Origin of the sequence: Acidovorax sp. Root70 (assembly GCF_001428225.1) — a bacterium.
Lineage (GTDB): Bacteria > Pseudomonadota > Gammaproteobacteria > Burkholderiales > Burkholderiaceae_C > Acidovorax.
Genome location: NZ_LMHQ01000012.1, coordinates 53257 through 75165 on the forward strand (window position 1 = coordinate 53257; position 21909 = coordinate 75165).

Sequence of the window (21909 nt, forward strand, 5' to 3'; positions counted from 1 at the left end):
AAACACACACCCTCGATATGAAGTTGCTCGCCTCATTGCTGACGGCTGCCGCACTGGCAGCACCTGTTTTCTCGGCCTTTGCAGCGGGTGATGCACCCAAAGCGGCCAAGCCGGATCTCGTCAAGGGCGAGGCCAGCTTCACTGCTGTGTGTGCGGCCTGCCACGGCGCAGACGGCAACTCCGCCATTGCGGCCAACCCCAAGCTGTCCCAGCAACACCCCGAATATCTGATCAAGCAGCTGCAGGAATTCAAGTCCGGCAAGCGCAACAACGCGATCATGAAGGGCTTTGCCACGGCGCTGTCGGATGACGACATGCGCAACGTCGCTTACTGGCTCACCTCCAAGCCCGCCAAGGCCGGCTTTGCCAAGGACAAGGATCTGGTCGCCATGGGCGAGCGCATCTACCGCGGTGGCGTCCCGGACCGCCAGATTGCCGCCTGTGCTGGCTGCCACAGCCCCAACGGCGCCGGCATTCCCGCGCAGTACCCCCGCCTGTCCGGCCAGCACGCCGACTACACGGTGTCGCAGCTGAACACGTTCCGCGACGGCTCGCGTGCCAACAGCATCCAGATGACCCAGGTGGCGGCCAAGCTCAACGACAAGGAAATCAAGGCCGTGGCGGATTACATCGCCGGCCTGCGTTGATTGATCTTTGTCATAGTCCGGCCTGTTTGACCGGGCCGCACGGAACCTACCGCCAATAACAACCCCAAAAAGGGCGGGTCCATCACAGCGATGGTCCCGCCCTTTTTCTTTCGCGCTTTGCAGACACTGCCTCCTCCCATGTCCGACAACACCCAGGGCCTTCGCATGAAGTCCGGCTCCCAGGCCCTGCGTGCCGGGGTCGAACTGCTGTCTTCCATGCGGTTCGCCATCTCGCTGCTGACGGTGATCTGTATCGCCTCGGTGATTGGCACGGTGCTCAAGCAGCACGAACCGGCCACCAATTACGTCAACCAGTTTGGTCCGTTCTGGGCCGAGTTGTTCGGCGCGATCCAGCTCAATGCGGTATACAGCGCCTGGTGGTTTCTGCTGATCCTGGCATTCCTGGTGATCAGCACCTCGCTGTGCATTGCCCGCAACACCCCCAAGATCCTGGTGGACCTCAAGGCTTACAAGGAAAACATCCGCGAGCAAAGCCTCAAGGCGTTTCACCACAAGGCACAGGCCGACTTGCCGGAATCGGCCGAGGCCGAGGCGCGCCGCATCGGCACGCTGCTGGCCGGCGGTGGCTGGAAGGTGCGCCTGCAGCAGCGCGACACGGCCGCAGGGCCTGGGACGGGCTGGATGGTGGCGGCCAAGGCAGGCGCTGCCAACAAGATCGGCTACATCGCAGCGCACAGCGCCATCGTGCTGGTGTGTGTGGGCGGTTTGCTGGACGGCGACCTCATCGTGCGCGCGCAGATGCTGCTGGGCGGCAAGTCGGTCTATAACGGCGGCGGGCTGATCGCCGATGTGAAACCCGAGCACCGCCTGTCCGAGCGAAACCCCACCTTCCGGGGCAATCTGCTGGTGGCCGAGGGCACGCAGTCGAGCACCGCGATCCTGAGCCAGTCTGACGGCGTGCTGCTGCAGGACCTGCCGTTTGCGATCGAGCTCAAGAAGTTCATCGTGGAGCACTACTCCACGGGCATGCCCAAGCTGTTTGCCAGCGAGATCATCATCCACGACAAGGCCACGGGCGAGAAGACGCCCGCCCGCGTCGAGGTGAACCACCCGGCCAGCTACAAGGGCATCGAGATCTACCAGTCCAGCTTTGATGACGGCGGATCGCATCTCAAGCTGCGCGCCGTGCCCATGGTGGCAGGGGCCAAGCCTTTCGACGTGGAGGGTGTGGTCGGCAATTCCACCCAGCTCACCAACCAAGGGGGCGGCCCAGGCAGCGACACGCTGACGCTGGAGTTCACAGCCCTGCGTACCATCAATGTGGAGAATTTTGGCGGCGCAGGCCCTGGCGGCAGCGGCGCAGACGTGCGCAAGGTGGATCTGCGTGAGTCGGTGGAGTCGCGCCTGGGCGCTGCCAACAAGACCGTCACCAAAAAGGAACTGCGCAACGTGGGCCCCAGCGTGAGCTACAAGCTGCGCGACGCCGCCGGCCAGGCCCGCGAGTTCCACAACTACATGCTGCCAGTGGATACGGGCGACGGCGTGCCCGTGTTCCTGCTCGGCGTGCGCGAGTCCCCGGCGGAGCCCTTCCGTTACCTGCGTGTGCCGGCGGACGACAAAGGCAGCACGGACGGCTTCATGCGCATGAAGGCCGCCCTGGCCGACCCCCAAGCCCGGGAGCAGGCGGTGCGCCGTTATGTGTCGCAGGCCATGGATGCCTCGCGCCCAGAGCTGGCCGAACAACTGCAGCAGTCTGCCGTGCGTGCATTGGCGCTGTTCGCGGGCAAGGGCATGGTCGATGGCAAGCCCACGGGCGGGCTGCAGGCGGTGTCGGACTTCATGGAGGCCAACGTGCCCGAGGCCGAGCGTGCGCGTGCGGGCGAGGTGCTGGTGCGTATCCTGAACGGCTCGCTGTTCGAGCTGGCCCAGCTGTCCCGCCAGCGTGCGGGGCTGCCGCCCTTGCCGCAGGACGAGCAGACCCGGGGTTTCATGACGCAGGCCGTGCTCTCGCTCAGTGACGCGCAGATCTACCCCGCGCCCATGGCGTTTGAGCTCAAGGACTTCACCCAGGTGCAGGCCAGCGTGTTCCAGGTGGCACGAGCCCCTGGCAAGAATGTTGTCTATCTGGGTTGCGCCTTGCTGATCCTGGGCGTTTTTGCCATGCTCTACGTGCGCGAGCGACGCGTGTGGGTCTGGGTGGCACCTCAGGACGGCCGCACACAAGCCACCATGGCGTTGTCCACCAACCGCAAGACCATGGACGGCGACCGGGAGTTTGTCCAGCTCGCACAAAAACTGATCGGGGCGTCGCCCCGCGAAGGCACCGCATGAACACCGCGACTTCTTCCTCGACCGCTACCACGATCACCTTGAACGAGGGGTTCTTCTCCCGTCGCAACTGGCTGGACTGGTTGTTTGCTGCCATCGTGGCTGTGGGCGGCTTGTATGCATTGCAGCGCTATGGCGCCTACATGGATGTCTATGAAAAAGGCATTCTGCTGAGTGCCATTCCGTGCACGGTCTGGCTGGGCTGGTTCTGGCGCCCGTTGCGGGTGCTGATGCTGGTGGTGGCGGCCGTGGCGCTCATGGCCATCGGCCTGTACCAGCAGGACGGGGCGGGCAGCCTGGCCCGGGCGGACACGGTGTTTGGCCTCAAGTATTTCCTCTCCAGCCAGTCTGCCATCCTGTGGATGAGCATGCTGTTTTTCATCAGCACCGCGTTCTACTGGATCGGCATGTTCTCCCGCGGCGAGGGCCAGACCATGAGCATGCTGGGCTCGCGCATTGCATGGGTGGCGGTGGCCATGGCGCTCATCGGCACGCTGGTGCGCTGGTACGAAAGCTACCTCATTGGCCCGGATATTGGCCACATCCCGGTCAGCAACCTGTATGAAGTGTTCGTGCTGTTCTGCTGGATGACGGCAGCGTTCTACTTGTACTACGAGCAGCAGTACGGCACGCGGGCCCTGGGCGGCTTTGTGATGCTGGTGGTCAGCGCCGCCGTGGGCTTCCTGCTCTGGTACACCGTGGTGCGCGAGGCGCATGAGATCCAGCCGCTGGTCCCTGCGCTCAAGAGCTGGTGGATGAAGCTGCATGTGCCTGCCAACTTCATTGGCTATGGCACGTTTGCCCTGTCGGCCATGGTGGCGTTTGCCTATCTCATCAAGCTCCAGGCCACCGAGACCCGCTGGTACAAGCTGGCCCCGCTGTGGCTGCTGGGCGTGGTGCTGTGTTTCGAGCCCATCGTGTTTCGCCAAGGTGCGACGGAAAATGGTGGCAGCTACTGGATGGTGTACTTCGGTATTTCGGCGTTGATCGTGGCGGGCATCCTGCTGGGGCGCAAGCGCATTGCCGAGCGCCTGCCCTCGTTCGAAATTCTGGATGACGTGATGTACAAGTCCATCGCCGTGGGCTTTGCGTTCTTCACCATCGCCACGGTGCTGGGCGCGCTGTGGGCCGCCGAAGCCTGGGGCGGCTACTGGAGCTGGGACCCGAAGGAAACCTGGGCGCTGATCGTCTGGCTCAACTACGCGGCCTGGCTGCACATGCGGCTCATGAAGGGCCTGCGCGGTACCGTGTCCGCCTGGTGGGCACTGGTCGGTCTGGCGGTGACGACGTTCGCGTTCCTGGGCGTCAACATGTTCCTGAGCGGCCTGCACAGCTACGGCACGCTGTGAGAGGGTGAGGCGGCGGGGCGCGCATCCGGGTATCGCGCGTGCGTCGGGCATTCGCAGCTCGACAGCAACTATTGCGTCTTCGGTGTAACCTGAGCGGTCCAGGGAACGAACTAACAGTTGTTCTGCTCTACCGCTGCAGCTGTTCCCTCCCACCATGACCGGAGCCCCCTATGCTGATCCCTGCGCGCGATTCGGGTTTTAACCACCCGCACTCCTCCGAAATCACTCCCCGCTCGGTGTATGAAGACCGCCGCCAGATGCTCAAGCTCATGGCAGGCGGTGCTGCAGGTGCTGCGATGGCGGCCTGGGCAGGCCGTGAGGCGCTGGCGCAGCAGGCTGCTGTTACGCGCCCCGGCAAGCTGGCTCCGCTGGCGGGTGCCAAGTCGGCGGTGGCAGGGGCGGTGTCCATGGAGAAGCTCACCGACTACAAGGACGCGAGCACCTACAACAACTTTTACGAATTCGGTACCGACAAGGCCGACCCCGCCCGCAATGCGCACACCCTCAAGACCGCGCCATGGACGGTGGAGGTTGAAGGGCTGGTCAAGAAGCCCGGCAAATACGGCATCGAGGACCTGATCAAGCTCAGCGCTCAGGAAGAACGCATCTACCGACTGCGGTGCGTGGAAGGCTGGTCCATGGTCATCCCCTGGGTGGGCTACTCGCTGGCAGAGCTGATCAAGCGGGTGGAGCCACAAGGCGGCGCCAAGTACGTCGAGTTCGTGACCTTGGCCGACAAGGCCACCATGCCGTTTGTCGGCTCGCGCGTGCTCGACTGGCCCTATGTGGAAGGCCTGCGCATGGATGAAGCCATGCACCCACTGACCTTGCTGGCCTTCGGCATGTACGGTGAAGTGCTGCCCAACCAGAACGGCGCCCCTGTGCGTCTGGTGGTGCCGTGGAAGTACGGCTTCAAGAGCGCCAAGAGCATCGTCAAGATCCGCTTTGTCGAGAAGGAGCCGGGCACGGCCTGGAACAAGGCGGCTCAGCAGGAATACGGGTTTTATTCCAACGTGAACCCCAATGTGGACCACCCGCGCTGGAGCCAGGCGACCGAGCGGCGCATCGGCGAAGACGGCCTGTTTGCCAAGAAGCGCAAGACGCTGATGTTCAACGGCTACGAAGCCCAGGTCGGCCAGCTCTATGCGGGCATGGACCTCAAGAAGTTTTACTGATTGCCCTGGTCTCGTCGCTGTCATGGCGGTGTGCGAGGCAGTGGTGTTCACGGGATAGCGATGCGAAAACTATTGCTCCACCCCGCCGCAAAACCGGTGGTGTTTGTGCTGTGCCTGTTGCCACTGGCGTGGCTTGTCTATGCAGCATTTGCAGACCAATTGGGTGCCAACCCTGCAGAGGCCTTGGTGCGCGCGACCGGTGACTGGACGCTGCGGGCGCTGTGCGTGGTCTTGGCCGTTACGCCGCTGCGTGTCATTGCCTCCACCCCGCAATTGGCGCGGTTTCGGCGCATGCTGGGGCTGTTTGTGTTTTTTTATGGCGTGCTGCACCTGCTGAGCTACAGCTGGTTCGACATGGGTTTCGATGTTCCGGACATCCTGCGCGACATCGCCAAGCGGCCCTTCATCCTGGTGGGCACGCTAGCCCTGGTGCTGCTGGCCGTGTTGGCTGCTACTTCATTCAATCGCGCCATCAAAGCCCTGGGGGGCAAACGCTGGCAGGCGCTGCACCGCACCGTCTACGCAGTGGCCGGGTTGGCCATCCTGCATTTTTTCTGGATGCGTGCTGGCAAGAACAACTTTGGCGAAGTGGCGGTCTACGCCGGCATTCTCTGCGTGCTGCTGGGCTGGCGGCTTTGGCACCGGCTGCGCAAGCGTGCCACCACCTCGGCTGGTGCTGCTGCAAGGCGGTCTGCGGTAGGGGCACCTTGATAAGTGAAGCTATAAAAAATATAGCTGATGGCGTATGTAAATCATGCGCTATCAGCTGATTTGGCTTGATTTTTAGCTGTTGACCGCCCGGAGTGCAGGACGCATCTGTCGGGTTACAGGGTCGATGTATGCGCTGGGAATCTGGTAGGCGCGGTCATCGAACAGGTCGATGCCACACATCAGGTTCTCGATCCATTCAAAGAAGTCGTTGATGGCTTCCTTGCCCATGATGGGTGCGCCATGCTGAGGGACCAGCATGGCAATGTCGAGCTGCCGCACCATGCGCACCCACAGGCGCAGGATCTTGTTGGACACCATGTAGCGGCGGTGAAAACCTTCCATGCGCGGGATGTGCGCCTTGAGGTCGGTCACCGGCACGCGGGCCTCGGCCCCCGACATCATGGATACGCCCAGATCGCCCGTGAACAGGATGCGGCTGACCGGATCGTAGAAGTGGAAGTTGCCTTCGGAGTGCATGAAGTGCGCGGGCAGCAGCACCAGTTCATGGCGGCCCAGGGGCAGGTGGCCGCCGCCGTCCGGCACGCCGATCACGCGGTTTTCCGTCTTGCCGACTTTGGTGAAGTGGGGGGCAAAGCGCTCCCACACGCGGGAAATCACCAGATCGGCCTTGGTGCTGGTCATCCAGCGGTCCAGCGAAGCAATGATGTCTGGGTCCGCGTGTGAGGCGATCAAGTACGACAGCTTGTGCGGCGGAAAGTGCTTGGTCATGCCCATGAACAACTCGTTGAACGCGAGATTGCCGCCCGGATCGATGATGGCGCCCGTGTCATCGTCCACGATCAGGAACTGATTGGCCTGCACGGCCAGGCCGTCCTCCTCGATGAGGTCGGTGAACATCAGGCAAGCATGATTTTTGTCGCGGTAGAGTTCCAGGGCCATGGCCATCCTGCGGTGCAATAAAGCGCAGACTGTACGAGTACCCCTATGGGTGATGCTTGATAGAAATCAAGCGAAGCCGCATTGCGCGGCTTTCGGGCGCTGGCGGTTGAATTGTCAGCGGGGCTGGGAGGCGCTGGGGGCGGGCGCGGGCATGCCGGTGGTGGCGTCCTTGCCTGGTGTGAGTGTCTGCGGCAGCGTGGCGCGCTGCCCCGCAGCAGGGCCGGTCGGCAGATACAACGGCCCCCGCTGACCGCAGCCGAGGAGGGCCGCCGCACTGGCAGCAAGGACAAATGTCCTGACTAGAATTTGGGGAGCTTTCAACATGCGCAAATTGTAATGACCGACCTCGAATTCATGGACCACGCCGAACAACTGCTGCTTGCCGTCGAGCGCAGCTGTGATCGCATCAACGACACTTCGGATGCCGACGTGGACAGCCAGCGCTCGGGAGGCATGGTGATTTTGACGTTCCCTAACCGTAGTCAGATCGTGATCAATCTGCAAAAGCCGCTTCACGAGGTGTGGATGGCTGCCCGGTCTGGCGGCTATCACTATCGTTTCGATGGCAGCCACTGGCAGGACACCAAGGGCGCAGGTGAATTTTTTGCCTGCCTCACGCGCGATGCTTCGCAGCAGTCCGGGATGTCGCTGCAGTTTGCCGCCTGACATCCTCCGCACTCGCCCACGCCAGAGGGGGCTCGGCGGAGTATGCAAGGGATCAGTTGCGAAACAGGTCCAAGATGCGGCTGCGCTCTTCGGAGGGCGGCGGTGCTTTAGGGGCCACAGCAGATGATGCAGAGCGATCCTCTACACCCACGCTGGAGACGCCCGCATTGCGCGCATATTCCTCGTAGAACCATTCGCCGCCAACATTGATCACGCCCGGTGGCACGGTAGGCTCCATGACAGGCACGCCCTTAAGAGCGCGCTCCATGAAGCTAATCCACACCGGAAGGCTGAGGCCCCCACCAGTTTCCCGACTGCCTAGATTGCGCGGGGTGTCGTATCCGATCCAGGTGACGGCCGCGATTGTGGGCTGGAACCCTGCGAACCAGGCGTCCACTGAATCGTTGGTCGTCCCGGTTTTGCCATAAAGGTCGGGGCGCTTGAGGGTGGCTTGGGCCCGTGCTGCGGTACCGGTGCGGGTCACTTCCTGCAACAGGCTGCTCATCACGAACGCGTTGCGCGCGTCGATGGCCCGGGGCTGCTCGTTGAGCGCCGGAGGCGTCATTTCCGAAATAACCCGCCCCTTGTGGTCGGTGACCTTTGCGATCAGCCAAGGATTGACGCGGTAGCCGCCATTGGCAAACACTGAGTAAGCAGACGCCATTTGTAGGGGCGTGACTGAGCCCGCGCCCAGCGCCATGGTCAAGTAAGCCGGGTGCTTTTCAGGGTCGAATCCGAAGCGTCCCACCCATTCCTGCGCGGTTTTGGGTCCCACGGCCTGCAGGATACGGATGGAGATCATGTTCTTGGATTTCGCCAAGCCAGTGCGCATGCTCATCGGGCCGTCGTACTTGCCGTCGTAGTTTTTGGGCTCCCACGGCTGGCCCCCGGTCACACCCGCGTCGAAGAACAGTGGAGCGTCATTGATCACGGTGGCAGGTGTGAAACCTTTTTCAAGCGCGGCCGAATAAATGAATGGCTTGAAGCTGGAGCCAGGCTGGCGCCAAGCCTGCGCCGCGTGGTTGAACTTGTTCTTGTCGAAGTCAAAGCCGCCCACCAGCGCGCGGATGGAGCCGTTGCGAGGGTCCAGAGCAACAAATGCGCCTTCCACTTCGGGCAGCTGGGTGATTTCCCAAGCCCCTTTGGGCGTCTTGACCACGCGGATGATTGCACCGCGCCGGATCTTGATGTTGGGCGGTGCCTTGTCGCTGAGGCCCGACTGCACAGGCTTCAGGCCATCGCCGGTGATCTCTAGCGAGTCGCCATTGGCACGGGCGGCGAGGATGCGCTTGGGAGACGCCTCCAGCACCACGGCGGAAAGCAGGTCGCCGTTGTCTGGGTGGTTGGCGAGGGCGTCATCGATAGCGTCCTCCACTTCCTGGGCCGATGTGGGCAACACCACAAACTTCTCAGGCCCCCGGTAATGCTGGCGCCGCTCGTAGTCCATGATCCCGCGTCGCAAGGCAACGTAGGCGGCCTCTTGCTCGGCTGCATTGAGGGTTGTGTAGACGTTGAGGCCGCGCGTGTAGGCCTCATTGCCGTACTGGGCGAAGATCAGTTGGCGGGTCATTTCGGCAACGTACTCGGCGTGGATGCGCGTGTTGTCGGGCCCGGTTCGAATTTTCAGTTCTTCTTTCTTGGCTTGCTCGGCTTGCTGCGCAGTGATGAAGCCGTTTTCTTCCATCCGTTCAATGATGTACTGCTGTCGGGCCCGAGCGCGCTTGGGATTGCTGATCGGGTTGTACGCCGAAGGTGCCTTTGGCAGTCCGGCAAGCATCGCAGCTTCAGCGATGGAAACGGATTTCAGCGGCTTACCAAAATATGCTTCGGATGCTGCCGCAAAACCATAGGCACGGTTGCCAAGGAAAATCTGATTCATGTATATCTCAAGAATCTGGTCCTTGGTCAGCAGGTGCTCTAATTTGAAAGTTAGTAAAATTTCGTAAATCTTGCGAGTAAATGTTTTTTCCGACGAGAGATAAACATTGCGCGCCACCTGCATGGTGATCGTTGAGGCGCCCTGGCTTTTAACTCGCCCTAGATTGGCAAGGCCCGCGCGCAGTACACCCTTGTAGTCCACCCCCCCGTGCTGAAAAAATCGAGAGTCTTCAATCGCCAGCACTGCGTCCTTCATCACTTGCGGAATCTCGTCGATGGGAGTCAGGTTGCGACGCTCTTCACCAAACTCGCCCAGCAAAGCACCCTCGGCGGAGTACACGCGCAGCGGCAACTTGGGACGATAGTCCGCCAGATCCGAAATATCGGGCAGGTTGGGGTAGGCCACCGACAATGCCACTGCAATCGTGAGTGCCAGCCCCAGCGCCGCTGCGGCCGCCAACCCGGTGATCCATGCGGTGATGCGAACCAACCAGCGAAGCCATCCGGGCCGGGTGCGAGCGGGAGAGGTATCCGACTTGTCGGAGGACTTCGAGGGGGAGGGCGGCATATCGCTCCGATGAGGTAAGACCGCGCATTATAAAAATGTCTGCCTCAAGAGGCTGGAAATCCGATTCCGGGCTGGGCAGGTCGCCGCCGAAAGGCTTCGTGTGCCGGTCAGAAGGTATTGCAGTGCATAGAAATTTCGTCTGCTTTTGGCAACGCTCTACGGACGTTACAGGGGGAAAAATCTTTGCTGGAGAACTATCTTACTGATAGCATTCATGTGAAGTGTTAAGTTTTGTTGCCTCATTTTGGCAAGTTACAGGGGACCAATCTTGATCTCAATGGGGTCTTTGTTCAGTCGCCAGTCTGCTCCGCTGCTGGGAATCGACATCAGCTCCTCCAGTGTCAAGCTGGTGGAGTTGGGACGCGATAAGGCAGGTAGTCTGGTCCTAGAGCGTTGCGCGATCGAGCCTTTGGAGAGGGGCTGGATCACCGATGGCAACATCGAAAAATTTGACGAAGTTGCGGACGCATTGCGTCGGCTAGTCAAGAAGAGTGGCACCAGAACCAAAAATGTAGCCTTGGCACTGCCTCCCTCTGCAGTGATTACCAAGAAAATCACCTTGCCTGGTGGCATGACGGAGCAGGAGCTGGAAGTCCAGGTTGAGTCCGAAGCCAATCAGTACATACCTTTTTCACTTGATGAGGTGAGTCTGGATTTCTGCGTCATTGGCCCGAGCAAAAACGCGCCGGGGGATGTGGACGTTCTGATCGCTGCGTCTCGACGCGAAAAAGTGCAGGACAGGCAGGGGCTGGCAGAGGCTGCTGGACTAAAGCCTGTCGTGGTCGACATTGAGTCCCATGCGTCGCGTCTCGCGGCTGGGAGACTCATTGAGGCACTGCCAAACAAAGGCGTGGACGCCATGGTCGCGCTTTTCGAGGTGGGCGCCTTGACGACCAGCATGCAGGTGATTCGTAACGAAGAAGTCCTGTATGACCGCGATCAAGCCTTCGGTGGGGCGCAATTGACCCAGCTGATCGTCCGCCAATACGGTTTTTCTGTGGAAGAAGCCGAGAGTAAAAAACGCAGCGGTGATTTGCCTGAAGACTATCAATCGGCGGTCCTTCGTCCATTTGTAGACAGCATGGCCCAAGAAATTGGCAGGGCTCTGCAATTCTTCTTCACCAGTACGCCGCACAACCGTGTAGATCACATCATGCTGGCCGGCGGTTCGGCGCCGCTGCCGGGGCTGACAGAGGCAGTTACTCAGCAAACCGGTTTTGCATGCAGCGCCGTCAACCCGTTCGACGGCATGGAAATCGGAAGTTCCGTGCGATTGAAAAAAATGGTGCGTGAAGCGCCGTCATATCTGACCTCTTGCGGTCTCGCCATGCGGAGGTTCTTGCAGTGATTCTGATCAACCTATTACCTCACCGCGAGGAGGCACGCAAACGCCGTAAGGAAGCGTTCCAGGCGACGATGTTTGCCTCGCTTCTGCTAGGTCTCGCGATTGCCGGGGCCATTTACTGGTGGTTCCAGATCATGATCACGGATCAGCAGAATAAGAACGCCTTTCTTCAGCAGGAGATCAAGGTGCTGGAAGGGCAAATCAAGGAGATCGCCTCCATTGAAGACGAGATTGCCTCTTTGCGGGCACGCCAGAAGGCGGTGGAAGATCTTCAGTCTGATCGGAACCTGCCCGTCCACTTGCTTACCGAATTGGTCAAGCAGCTTCCCGACGGGGTGTACGTCACGGCAATCAGGCAGGCCGGGCAAACGATCACGATGCAGGGGATGGCTCAGTCCAACGAGCGCGTATCGGAATTGTTGCGTAATTTGGCAAGCAACACTCCATGGTTGGCCAAGCCCGAACTCGTGGAAATTACTGCCAGCACCGTAGCCCTGACCCAGCGAGATCAACGCCGAGTTTCTTCCTTCAATCTGAGGTTCCAACTGGTGCGCGCCAGCGACGCCCAAAAGTCCATAGCTGCTGCAAGTGCTGCCGCTTCTTCGCCTGGAGGTAAGTGACATGGCGAAAACCAAAGAAAAAAAGATAAATTTCGCTGAACGGATGGAATCTGTCCAGCGGCAGTTTAAGAACCTAGATACCCGAGATCCCTCAGTTTGGCCAGTTCTGCCAAAGGTGATTCTCTGCGTCTTTATCGCGGGTGCTGTGGCTGCGGTGTCATGGTTCGCTTTTTTGCAAGATTATGAAGTGCAGCTAGATGGGGAGCGAAACAAAGAACTTGCGCTGCGAACTGATTATCAAAAGAAGCTAGTGAAAGCCGTCAGTCTGGATGCGTTGAAGAAACAGCGGGAGCAGATTCAGCAGTACGTTATACAACTGGAAAAGCAACTCCCCAGCAAGGCTGAAATGGCTGCATTGTTATCAGATATCAATCAATCTGGTTTGGGTCGCAGTCTGCAGTTCGAGCTGTTTCGGCCGGGTCAAGTAGTCGCGAAAGATTACTATGCTGAATTACCAATTTCCATTCGGGTGACGGGAAAGTATCATGATATTGGTGCCTTCGCTTCAGATGTTGCGCACTTGTCGCGTATTGTCACGCTAAATAACATGACTATCACGCCCGGAGCTCGTGATAGTTTAACGATGGATGCGACTGCTCGCACTTTTAGATATTTGGATCCTGAGGAGATCCAGGCGCAGAAGAAAGCCGGGGGGGCTAAGTGATGAGAACTTATGCTGGGCTACTTCTTGTTGGCGGCGCTTTAATTCTTTCTGGCTGTACCCCCTCGGGTGAAGACGAGTTGAGGGGGTGGATGGCTGAGCAACGAGCGAGCACGAAGCCGAGCGTTCAGCCTTTGACTGAGCCGAAAAAATTTATTCCTGAGCCTTATACTCAAGACGGTGTTGTAGAACCTTTCAATCAAATTAAATTGACCCAAGCTTTGAAGCGAGATTCAAATCAGGTTGCATCGAACGCTGCTCTGATTGCGCCGGAAATGGCTCGTCGCAAAGAGCCTCTGGAGGCTTTTCCATTGGATGCGATGGCTATGGTCGGGAGCTTGAATAAGTCTGGTGCCCCCACCGCGCTGGTTAAAGTTGATAATTTGATTTATCAAATAAAAATTGGAAATTATCTTGGTCAAAATTATGGAAAAGTAACTCGAATTACTGAGAATTCCATTCAGCTGCGTGAAATAGCGCAGGACGCAACTGGGGATTGGATAGAGCGTTCAGCTTCGCTTGATCTGCAAGAGGGTAAAAAATGAAACAACATAGTGGCAATTTTTTTAGTTACTGCCGTGGCGCTGCTGTTGGCGTTTCAGCTATTTTTATATCCCTTGGAGCGGCTGCGCAAGGAGCTATTAGTTCAATCTCTGCAAGCGTTCAAGCAGGGGTTGAGACGTTGAAAATTGATTTTACTGAGTCGATTGTTAATAATCCAACAGGTTTTGCTACGCAATCTCCTGCGAGAATTGCTTTGGATTTTCAAGGGGTTGGTAATTCATCCGGAAAATCGGCCTATGAGGTCAATCTTGGTAATTTGAAATCTGTTAACGTCGTTCAAGCAGGCGAGCGCGCTCGCGTCGTCCTTAACTTAAAGTCCCCGGCGGCTTACAAAACCGAGCTCCAAGGTAAATCCCTTTTTCTATCGTTGGAGCCTATTTCGGGTGTATCGCCGGCCGCTCCAAATTCTGTAGTCGCTTTTTCGGAAGGTCAAAATAGAGATGTGTTACCGCTGAGGGATATCGATTTCCGCCGTGGTTCCGATGGCTCAGGGAGGGTGATTGTTAATTTAACAAGCAATCAAGTGGGTGTTGATCTGCAGCAACAGGCCAAAGGCATCGTTGTGGAATTCATGCGGTCGTCTTTGCCAGAAGGATTGCGCCGTCGGCTGGACGTTACAGACTTTGGTACGCCAGTGCAGACGGTGACTGCAACGCAGTCTGGTGAACGGGTGCGCATGCTGATTGAGTCCAATGGTGACTGGGAACATAGCGCTTACCAGACAGATAACCAATTTGTGGTCGAAATACGCCAGAAAAAAGTCGATCTTAGTAAGCTGACCCAAGGTCCTGGCTATTCTGGTGAAAAACTTTCATTGAATTTCCAAAATATCGAAGTTCGATCCTTGTTGCAAGTCATTGCTGATTTTACCAATTTTAATATTGTTACTTCGGATACAGTCACAGGCGCCTTGACTTTGCGACTTAAGGACGTTCCTTGGGATCAGGCGCTTCAAATTATCATGGATGCTAAGGGTCTCGGTATGCGCAAGACTGGCTCTGTGCTCTGGATCGCGCCTAAAGACGAAATTGATGCTCGGACAAAGAAGGATTTTGAAGCCGCTCAGGCTATTCAAAAATTGGAGCCACTGAAAACTCAGGCGTATCAACTTAACTATGCAAAGGCCGCTGATATTCTTACACAGTTAACGACGAGTTCTGGTTCCTCGGGCGGGGCGACGGGCACTCGATTCCTGTCAGAGCGAGGAAGTGCTATCTCTGAGCCTAGAACCAACCAGTTGTTTGTTACTGATACAGCTAGTAAGTTGGAAGAGGTTCGTTTGTTGCTGGCAAGTTTGGATGTTGCCGTGCGTCAAGTGCTCATTGAAGCGCGGATTGTCGAAGCGCGAGATACCTTCGGTCGCTCGCTCGGGGTTCGACTAGGGGGTACAGATTTGCGTGCCAATCGTGGTGGCGATGGCGGGTATGGGCTTGGCGGTAATAATCGCGTCGCTTTCGGCACTTCTTACAATGACGCCGTTGCATCGAGTGGTGCTGGTGGAACAACGAGTACTAGTGGTAATTTTGTGAATTTACCAGCCAGCCTCTCCAATGTGACCGGTGTTGGTAGCTTTGCACTTTCGATTTTTAATTCTGCTGCGAATCGCTTCTTGACGCTTGAGTTGTCTGCCATGGAGGCAGATGGAAAAGGTCGTATTGTTTCAAGTCCCCGTATCATTACAGCAGATCAAACCAAGGCATTGATCGAGCAGGGTACAGAGTATCCCTATGCTGTTACTGCGCCGAATGGAGCCACTACCCTTGCATTCAAAAAGGCTGTTCTCAAGCTAGAGGTCACGCCGCAGATCACTCCAGAAGGAAATATCATTCTGGATCTGGATGTTAATAAAGATAGTCGCGGCGAGACTACCACTCAGGGCGTGGCAATCGATACCAAACACGTGAAGACACAGATTCTGATTGAAAACGGTGGAACTGTGGTTATTGGCGGTATTTTTGAGATGGAAGAAACCAATCAGGAAAATAAGATACCGGTTTTGGGAGATGTTCCTGTTGTTGGGAATCTTTTCAAAAGCAGAACAAAAGAATCTACAAAACGCGAGATGCTGGTTTTCATTACACCCAAGGTGATTTCTGACAACGGGCCTAGAAAATAATTCACCACTCTTTGATTGACATGAAAAATATACTGAAAACTCTACTGATAGTGGCTGCAAGTACACTAATTGCTGCATGTGGTGGCGGTGGCGGTGGCGGCGGAACTCCTAATGGGCCTTCTGCGACCTTGAGAGTTTATCCACCGGTGGATGCCATCAGTTTACCTGTTGGTGCCAGTGGATCGACTGGTATTGAGGTGCGCGGAGGCAAGGCGCCTTACGGCGTCATCAGCTCCGACGCTTCGGTCAGTGCCATGTTGTCTACGGATGGGATATTGTTTATTTCTGGAAACAGTGACGGTACATCTACGCTGACTGTGTACGATGAGAGCCTGCCTGTCCAGCAGGTGAAAATCACGGTGACCGCAAAAGCGGTTCCTTTGGCGAGTAGCGCGGGTACTGCGATTACATTGCGGCCGAACCAATCCGTTCAATTCAATGTTCGCGGTGGTGTTGCCCCCTATTCTGTAAATAGTTCGGATACCGGTGTCGTCAGCGCTTCTATTTCAGGCTCTACGGTGACTCTGGTGGGTATGCCAAAATCGGGCTCTGCAACTATTTTGATTACTGATGCGGCTGGTGCGACTCTGAGCGTAACGGCCACCGTTCAGATTAGCTCATTGAGTGTATCTCCGGCGTCGATCACGGGTCCGGCTGGTACCGCAAACACTGTGGCAATCAGCGGAGGGGTTGCTCCATATACCGTGAGTTCGACGAATACGGCTGTGGCTACGGCGACCCTTTCTGGTTCTTCCGTCAATGTGAGCCTGGTCTCTCAGGGCGCTTCAGAGGTTAAAATCACGGACGCTGCTAATACCTCCTTGGTCGTCTCCGTCACGGTTACGAGCAATGTGTTGCAAGTTTCTCCCGCGAATCAAACGGTAGACGAAAAGAGCGCAACTTCCACAACGTTGACCTATTTGATTGCGGGTGGTACTGCGCCCTACACACCGCTGGTGAGTCCTGCGGACAGAAGTTACTTCACGACACTTTCGATTGCCGGTACCGCGCTGACCGCTACGCTTCCTGATTCAACGACAGGACCAAGGTGCGTTACTGCCGACAAAGTTATTCCAATCGATATTTATGACTCGAAGCTTGTCAAGCAGACTGTTTCCGTCACCATCAAGGATGGTGGTGCTGTGGCATGCCCATGACAAGATAATATGTTAAGTAAAAAAGGCCAATTTCTAATTGGCCTTTTTTCTTTGGAAATTGTTTTGGCTAAGATTGGTGTATTTTACAAATGAGCCTTGTGAAAATAGATTTGGGTGACAGAGCATACCAAATTCAAATTGGCAATGATGTCGACATAGCGCAGTCCCTTGCTTCTGCCAATGTACGCGCCAAAATTGCAGTTGTTGTTACAAATGTGATTGTTGCCAAATTGCATCTTGATCGCGTGGTCGCTGTATTGGGTGAAGTATTTGACAAAGTTCATGTGATTGAGCTGCCGGATGGCGAGTCATTTAAAACTTGGAATTCGCTCGACCAAATATTCACCTCACTTTTGAGCTGGGAGTGTGATCGAAAGACCGTACTGTTTGCTTTGGGCGGCGGTGTGATCGGTGATTTGACGGGATTTGCGGCAGCGACTTACATGCGTGGCGTGCCCTTTGTGCAACTCCCAACGACGTTGCTCGCTCAGGTTGACTCTTCGGTGGGCGGAAAAACCGCCATCAATCACCCGTTGGGGAAAAATATGATTGGGGCTTTCTACCAGCCGCAATTGGTCGTCTGCGATCTGAGTACATTGAACACCTTGCCTGCAGGGGAGCTCAGTGCCGGCTTGGCTGAGGTTATTAAATACGGACCTATTGCAGATGCTGAGTTCATGGCGTGGCTCGAACGCAACTTGGATTCGGTTCTATCGAGGGAGCCCAATGCGCTCGCTTATGTGGTCCAGCGAAGCTGTGAAATCAAAGCGTGGGTGGTAAGCCAAGACGAGAAAGAGTTTGGCCTGCGCGCTATCTTGAATTTCGGCCACACATTTGGTCACGCGATTGAGGCCGGCATGGGCTACGGTGTCTGGCTGCATGGCGAGGGTGTCGCGGCCGGTATGGTGATGGCGGCCGAGCTTTCCAGGCGGTTGGGTTTGGTGGATGCTGATTTTGTTCAGCGATTGACCGCGCTGATTCGGCGAGCTGGGCTGCCAATCAAAGGGGCTGTTATAGATGCGAATGACAATGCGGGCCGCTACTTGGAGTTGATGCGGGTGGATAAAAAGGCCGAGGGCGGCGAAATTCGTTTTGTGTTGATTGATGGCCTTGGTAAGGCGATAGTGCGTACCGCGCCAGACGCTCTGGTGCGTGAGGTCATCGATGCTTGCTGCGAATGAATGTCAGTCCTAGCTTCAATGCCCGTGGCGCTGAGGCGCATGCAACACTTCGCGCAAGGGCTGGGTCGTGACCGAGGGGGGCGAATTGCTGCCTTGTGCATGTGATCCAGTTCGTACCCGAGGGCGGCGCTATCCAGAGGCGCCTCCTCCCACGCGCTCCGAATACCAGCGTGACCGCGACCGGATCGTGCATTCCACTGCGTTTCGTCGGCTGGTCTACAAGACCCAGGTATTTCTCAACCACGAGGGGGATCTGTTTCGTACGCGGTTGACCCATTCGTTAGAAGTGGCACAGCTGGGGCGTTCTATTGCGCGTTCGTTGCAGATCAACGAAGACTTGGTCGAGGCCATCGCTTTGGCCCATGACCTTGGGCATACCCCGTTTGGACATGCTGGACAGGATGCCTTGAATGGTTGCATGGCCGGCTTTGGCGGCTTTGAGCACAACCTCCAAAGCCTGAGGGTCGTGGACCAGTTGGAAGAGCGCTATCCGGTGTACGACGGACTGAACCTCACGTTTGAAACTCGCGAAGGAATTCTCAAGCACTGCTCACGCGCGCACGCCAGGCAGTTGGAAGACCTGGAGCCTAACGGAGTTGGCGTGCGGTTCCTGCGCAACGAGCGGCCGAGCCTGGAGGCGCAGTTGTGCAATTTGGCCGACGAGATTGCGTACAACGCGCACGACATTGACGACGGTGTGCGTTCGGGGTTAATCACCCTTGCCCAATTGCAGGATGTTCCCTTGTTCGACGCGTACCGTTTGTCAGCCGAGGCGGAGCATCCCGCCCTGATCGAACCATCGATGCACCGCCGGCTGCTGTACGAGGCGATCCGGCGGATGCTGAGCGCGCAGGTGTATGACGTGATCGACGCCACCAAAGCGGCATTGCTTGCGCATGCGCCTACTCACTCAGATGAGGTGCGGCGACTCCCGGTCCTGGTGCGATTCAGCGACGACATGCGCGAACGCTCCAAGGTTCTGAAGCAGTTCCTCTTTCGGCACCTGTACCGACACCCCCGCGTGATGGAAACCACCGGTCATGCAAGAGACATCGTGCGCGAGTTGTTTGAGGCTTACACCACCGAGCCTCGAGAAATGAAACCAGCGTTCGCCGCGCAGGCGTTGGCGGGTGACGGGCAGGGGCGGGCTCGGGCCGTGGCTGACTTTATTGCCGGAATGACGGATCGCTTTGCTGTGCGAGAGCATGAGCGCCTCACGGGGCGGCGACTGCTGCAGGAGCAGTGAGAGGCCTCTAGGCGCTCACCGGGCAGCGCATTTTGACGGTTGGGGTGCCAGTTCGCGAGATCCGTGGAGCGAGCATCAAGGCAAATAGAGGAGGCATTCCTGCAACGGATTCCTTCATAACGGTGCTAGATTCATTCGTCGATGTAGATCGGTAGTCACTCAATGGCGCGCGCGCGGTGACCCGTCTTGTCGGCGTCTCATCGCGGTGTATCCGCTATTGTTCGATGGTCGGATGACGGGTCCCGATAAAATCCAAGCTTCCTCTTCAGCGCTCGCGCGCGCGCTCATGACATCCTCCGTTACGGCCGCCGACGCGGCGACTCTCCCTCATTCTGTTGACCCCTACATCTACGACACCGTTCGGTGGTTGGAGAGGGCGGTCATTGGGTTGAATCTTTGCCCTTTTGCGAAGGCAGTGCATGTCAAAGGGCAGATCCACTATGTGGTGACTTTGACTACGGCAACCCAGGATGTGCTGGACTTGCTGCGCGTAGAACTCGCAGCGCTCGCAAATATGCCGTCAGAGGTCCGGGACACCACCTTGCTGGTGATTCCGCACTGTTTGCAGGATTTTCTGGACTTCAATGATTTCCTGGGCGAGGCAGAGGAGGTGCTGTGCGCCCTGGGGCTGGAAGGTACGCTCCAAGTAGCGAGCTTTCACCCGCAATTCCAGTTCGCGGGCACCGATATGGACGACGTGACCAATTGCACCAACCGCTCACCGTACCCTATGCTGCATCTACTCAGAGAGGCCAGCATCGATCGTGCCGTTGCGGTGTTCCCGGAGGCAGAGGCCATCTTCGAGCGCAACATGGAAGTGCTGGAGGAGATGGGCATGGCCGGTTGGCAGTCGCTGGACGTTGGACCTCATGCCGGCGAAGTTGACAAAGCGGCGGTCAACATTGCAGGCGGCAGCAACGAGCCCGCACAAGGCACCGTTCTATGAAGCAGCAAAAACCATCGCCAGCGGCGTCCGGCGAACGGGTTCGTGGCAAAGGCAAACCCCAAAGCGAGAGTGCTGAGTTGCAGGAGCTGCGGCCTGGCCAATCCATCGAGCTGCTCAAGGAGTTGCATATCCTCACACGCGAGGGACGTCTCAACCAGGACTCGCGTCGCAAGCTCAAGCAAGTGTACCACCTGTTCAATTTCATCGAACCCTTGCTGACAGAGCCTTCTGCACACGGCGGCGGGCCCACGTTGGCTGACCACGGCGCGGGCAAGTCCTATCTGGGCTTCATCCTGTACGACCTGTATTTCAGGGCTTTGGGCCACGGGCATATCTACGGGGTGGAAACACGGGGTGAACTGGTGGAGAAGTCGCGGGCACTTGCCCAGCGACTTCACTTTGAGCGGATGTCGTTCCTGAATCTGTCGGTGGCCGAGTCGGCTGATGCGCGTGAACTGCCAGCCCAGATCGACGTGGTCACCGCTTTGCACGCCTGCGATACAGCGACCGATGACGCTATTGCCTTCGGGCTGCAAAAAAAGGCCCGGGCCATGGTTTTGGTGCCTTGCTGCCAGGCCGAAATGGCGGCCTGCCTGCGCCAAGGCAAGGCCCTCCAACTGGCGCGTACGCCCCTGGCGGAGTTGTGGCGTCATCCCTTGCACACCCGCGAGCTGGGCAGTCAGGTGACCAACGTGCTGCGTTGCCTGTACCTGGAGGCCAGCGGTTACCAGGTCACTGTGACGGAGCTGGTGGGGTGGGAGCACAGCATGAAGAACGAACTCATCATCGCGCGCTACACAGGGCAGAAAAAACGCAGTGCCGCCGAGCGGTTGCGGGCACTCTTGGGCGAGTTTGGCCTGGAGCAGGCCATGGGTGCGCGTTTTGGCGTGTCCGCGTTGACAGATTCGCTGCTGGATGGGGCAGAGGCGGCGATCTCGGGCTGACGGTGACTTGGTGATTGGCGAGAGGTGGCGTGCAGTTTGGCGCACCTCCCAACCATGGGGGCTGCCGATCTGGCTGTCGGGGTCTTGTTGGAATAAATAGGGACAGGTTTATGATCGCGGCCATTCCACTCCCGATCCATGACCCATGGCCCGTTTGCCCCGCCTGACCCTGCCGGGTCATCTGCACCACGTCATCTTGCGGGGCAACAACCGCCAACCCATCTTTGCTGGAGCGGACGATTTTGAGACCCTGCTGGCGCTGCTGACAGATCACGCGCAGAAATACGCCGTCGCCGTCCATGCTTACGTGCTGATGGACAACCACTTCCATTTGCTGGTCACACCTACCACGCCAGATGGGTTGCCCCAGATGATGCAGGCAGTGGGGCGCCGGTACGTGCAGTACTTCAACCGTCGACATGCCCGCACCGGCACGCTTTGGGAGGGCCGCTACCGCTCTACCGTGCTGCAGCCAGAACGTTACCTGTTGGCGTGCATGGTGTACCTGGATCTCAATCCCGTGCGGGCCGGACTGGTGCAGCAGCCTGCTGACTACCCGTGGTCGAGCCACGCCCACTGGCTGGGCCTGCGCAACGACCGGTGGTTGACACCGCACGCGCTGTATTGGGCGCTGGGCAACACCCCCTTTGCGCGCGAGGCGGCCTACGCCGCGCTGGTGCAGGCAGGCTTGGGCGCGTCGGTCCTAGCGTCGCTGACCGATTCAGCACTCAGCGGCTGGGCCCTGGGGGACGCCGATTTCCTTGGGAGTCTGCAACAGCAGACCCCGCGGCGTGTGACTCGCGGGATGCCTGGCAGACCTCGAACTGCAGAAAAGGCATAAAAACAAACTGATGTGCTGGTGCTATATGGGCAACATGCTATAGATTTTAATATGTCCCCAATATTGTGGCGGCGCTTGTCATTGGTTGTTAAATAAGAATCTGAC

The 21909-nt window shown here is 57.7% G+C and carries 20 protein-coding genes; 17 read left to right on the forward strand and 3 right to left on the reverse strand.

Annotated features, from left to right (window positions below):
* Nucleotides 1-17 precede the first annotated feature (17 nt).
* The 5 genes from ASD94_RS07830 to ASD94_RS07850 all read left to right on the forward strand — a co-directional run bounded on the left by ASD94_RS07830 (nt 18) and on the right by ASD94_RS07850 (nt 6171).
* Nucleotides 18-647, forward strand: a complete 630-nt coding sequence (locus tag ASD94_RS07830) for a cytochrome c (RefSeq protein ID WP_056640955.1) — start codon at nt 18-20, stop codon at nt 645-647.
* A 138-nt stretch (nt 648-785) separates the two neighbouring features.
* Nucleotides 786-2939 (forward strand): cytochrome c biogenesis protein ResB, encoded by a 2154-nt coding sequence (locus tag ASD94_RS07835; protein ID WP_056640957.1) that lies wholly within the window; start codon nt 786-788, stop codon nt 2937-2939.
* Nucleotides 2936-4285 (forward strand): c-type cytochrome biogenesis protein CcsB, encoded by a 1350-nt coding sequence (ccsB, locus tag ASD94_RS07840; RefSeq protein WP_056640959.1) that lies wholly within the window; start codon nt 2936-2938, stop codon nt 4283-4285. Before ASD94_RS07835 ends, ccsB begins: the two co-directional genes overlap by 4 nt.
* Nucleotides 4286-4455: 170 nt before the next feature.
* Nucleotides 4456-5460, forward strand: a complete 1005-nt coding sequence (msrP, locus tag ASD94_RS07845) for a protein-methionine-sulfoxide reductase catalytic subunit MsrP (protein ID WP_056640962.1) — start codon at nt 4456-4458, stop codon at nt 5458-5460.
* Nucleotides 5461-5520: 60 nt separating this feature from the next.
* On the forward strand, nt 5521-6171 hold the full coding sequence (locus tag ASD94_RS07850) for a sulfite oxidase heme-binding subunit YedZ (RefSeq protein ID WP_056640964.1): 651 nt from the start codon (nt 5521-5523) through the stop codon (nt 6169-6171).
* 72 nt (nt 6172-6243) lie between these two features.
* Here ASD94_RS07850 and ASD94_RS07855 read toward each other — a convergent pair whose 3' ends face one another.
* Both ASD94_RS07855 and ASD94_RS23095 read right to left on the reverse strand, forming a co-directional pair.
* Entirely contained in the window at nt 6244-7071 is an 828-nt protein-coding gene (locus ASD94_RS07855; RefSeq protein WP_056641750.1) for an MBL fold metallo-hydrolase, read from the reverse strand.
* Nucleotides 7072-7185: 114 nt separating this feature from the next.
* Complete coding sequence (locus ASD94_RS23095) at nt 7186-7395, reverse strand: lipoprotein (protein ID WP_082576798.1); 210 nt, start codon at nt 7393-7395, stop codon at nt 7186-7188.
* 12 nt (nt 7396-7407) lie between these two features.
* Between ASD94_RS23095 and cyaY the strand changes: the two genes are divergently transcribed.
* Nucleotides 7408-7737 carry an iron donor protein CyaY gene (gene cyaY / locus ASD94_RS07860; protein ID WP_056640967.1) on the forward strand — a complete coding sequence of 110 codons (330 nt, stop codon included), beginning with the start codon at nt 7408-7410 and terminating at the stop codon, nt 7735-7737.
* Between the two features lie 52 nt (nt 7738-7789).
* Here cyaY and ASD94_RS07865 read toward each other — a convergent pair whose 3' ends face one another.
* Entirely contained in the window at nt 7790-10183 is a 2394-nt protein-coding gene (locus ASD94_RS07865; protein ID WP_056640970.1) for a penicillin-binding protein 1A, read from the reverse strand.
* 268 nt (nt 10184-10451) lie between these two features.
* Between ASD94_RS07865 and ASD94_RS07870 the strand changes: the two genes are divergently transcribed.
* The 11 genes from ASD94_RS07870 (at nt 10452) to ASD94_RS07905 (ending at nt 21804) form a co-directional block, all read left to right on the forward strand.
* The gene (locus ASD94_RS07870) at nt 10452-11531 is read left to right on the forward strand and encodes a pilus assembly protein PilM (RefSeq protein WP_056640973.1); all 1080 of its coding nucleotides are present in this window, start codon (nt 10452-10454) and stop codon (nt 11529-11531) included.
* Nucleotides 11528-12148: a PilN domain-containing protein gene (locus ASD94_RS07875; RefSeq protein WP_056640975.1), complete on the forward strand. Its 621-nt coding sequence runs from the start codon at nt 11528-11530 to the stop codon at nt 12146-12148. The genes ASD94_RS07870 and ASD94_RS07875 overlap by 4 nt, the downstream gene beginning before the upstream one ends.
* A 1-nt stretch (nt 12149) precedes the next feature.
* On the forward strand, nt 12150-12812 hold the full coding sequence (locus tag ASD94_RS07880; RefSeq protein WP_056640979.1) for a type 4a pilus biogenesis protein PilO: 663 nt from the start codon (nt 12150-12152) through the stop codon (nt 12810-12812).
* Entirely contained in the window at nt 12812-13354 is a 543-nt protein-coding gene (locus ASD94_RS23100) for a pilus assembly protein PilP (protein ID WP_082576799.1), read from the forward strand. Before ASD94_RS07880 ends, ASD94_RS23100 begins: the two co-directional genes overlap by 1 nt.
* A complete protein-coding gene (gene pilQ / locus ASD94_RS23105) occupies nt 13351-15489 on the forward strand; it encodes a type IV pilus secretin PilQ (RefSeq protein WP_082576800.1) in 2139 nt (712 codons plus the stop codon). The genes ASD94_RS23100 and pilQ overlap by 4 nt, the downstream gene beginning before the upstream one ends.
* Before the next feature lie 20 nt (nt 15490-15509).
* A complete protein-coding gene (locus ASD94_RS23495) occupies nt 15510-16646 on the forward strand; it encodes a hypothetical protein (protein ID WP_146186033.1) in 1137 nt (378 codons plus the stop codon).
* A gap of 89 nt (nt 16647-16735) precedes the next feature.
* Nucleotides 16736-17827, forward strand: a complete 1092-nt coding sequence (aroB, locus tag ASD94_RS07885) for a 3-dehydroquinate synthase (protein WP_082576801.1) — start codon at nt 16736-16738, stop codon at nt 17825-17827.
* A gap of 67 nt (nt 17828-17894) precedes the next feature.
* Nucleotides 17895-19073: a deoxyguanosinetriphosphate triphosphohydrolase gene (locus ASD94_RS07890; RefSeq protein WP_082576802.1), complete on the forward strand. Its 1179-nt coding sequence runs from the start codon at nt 17895-17897 to the stop codon at nt 19071-19073.
* Nucleotides 19074-19359: 286 nt separating this feature from the next.
* A complete protein-coding gene (locus ASD94_RS07895) occupies nt 19360-20019 on the forward strand; it encodes a DUF1415 domain-containing protein (protein ID WP_082576803.1) in 660 nt (219 codons plus the stop codon).
* Nucleotides 20016-20963, forward strand: a complete 948-nt coding sequence (locus tag ASD94_RS07900; protein ID WP_056640985.1) for an SAM-dependent methyltransferase — start codon at nt 20016-20018, stop codon at nt 20961-20963. Before ASD94_RS07895 ends, ASD94_RS07900 begins: the two co-directional genes overlap by 4 nt.
* 145 nt (nt 20964-21108) lie before the next feature.
* On the forward strand, nt 21109-21804 hold the full coding sequence (locus tag ASD94_RS07905) for a transposase (RefSeq protein ID WP_056640988.1): 696 nt from the start codon (nt 21109-21111) through the stop codon (nt 21802-21804).
* Nucleotides 21805-21909 lie beyond the last annotated feature (105 nt).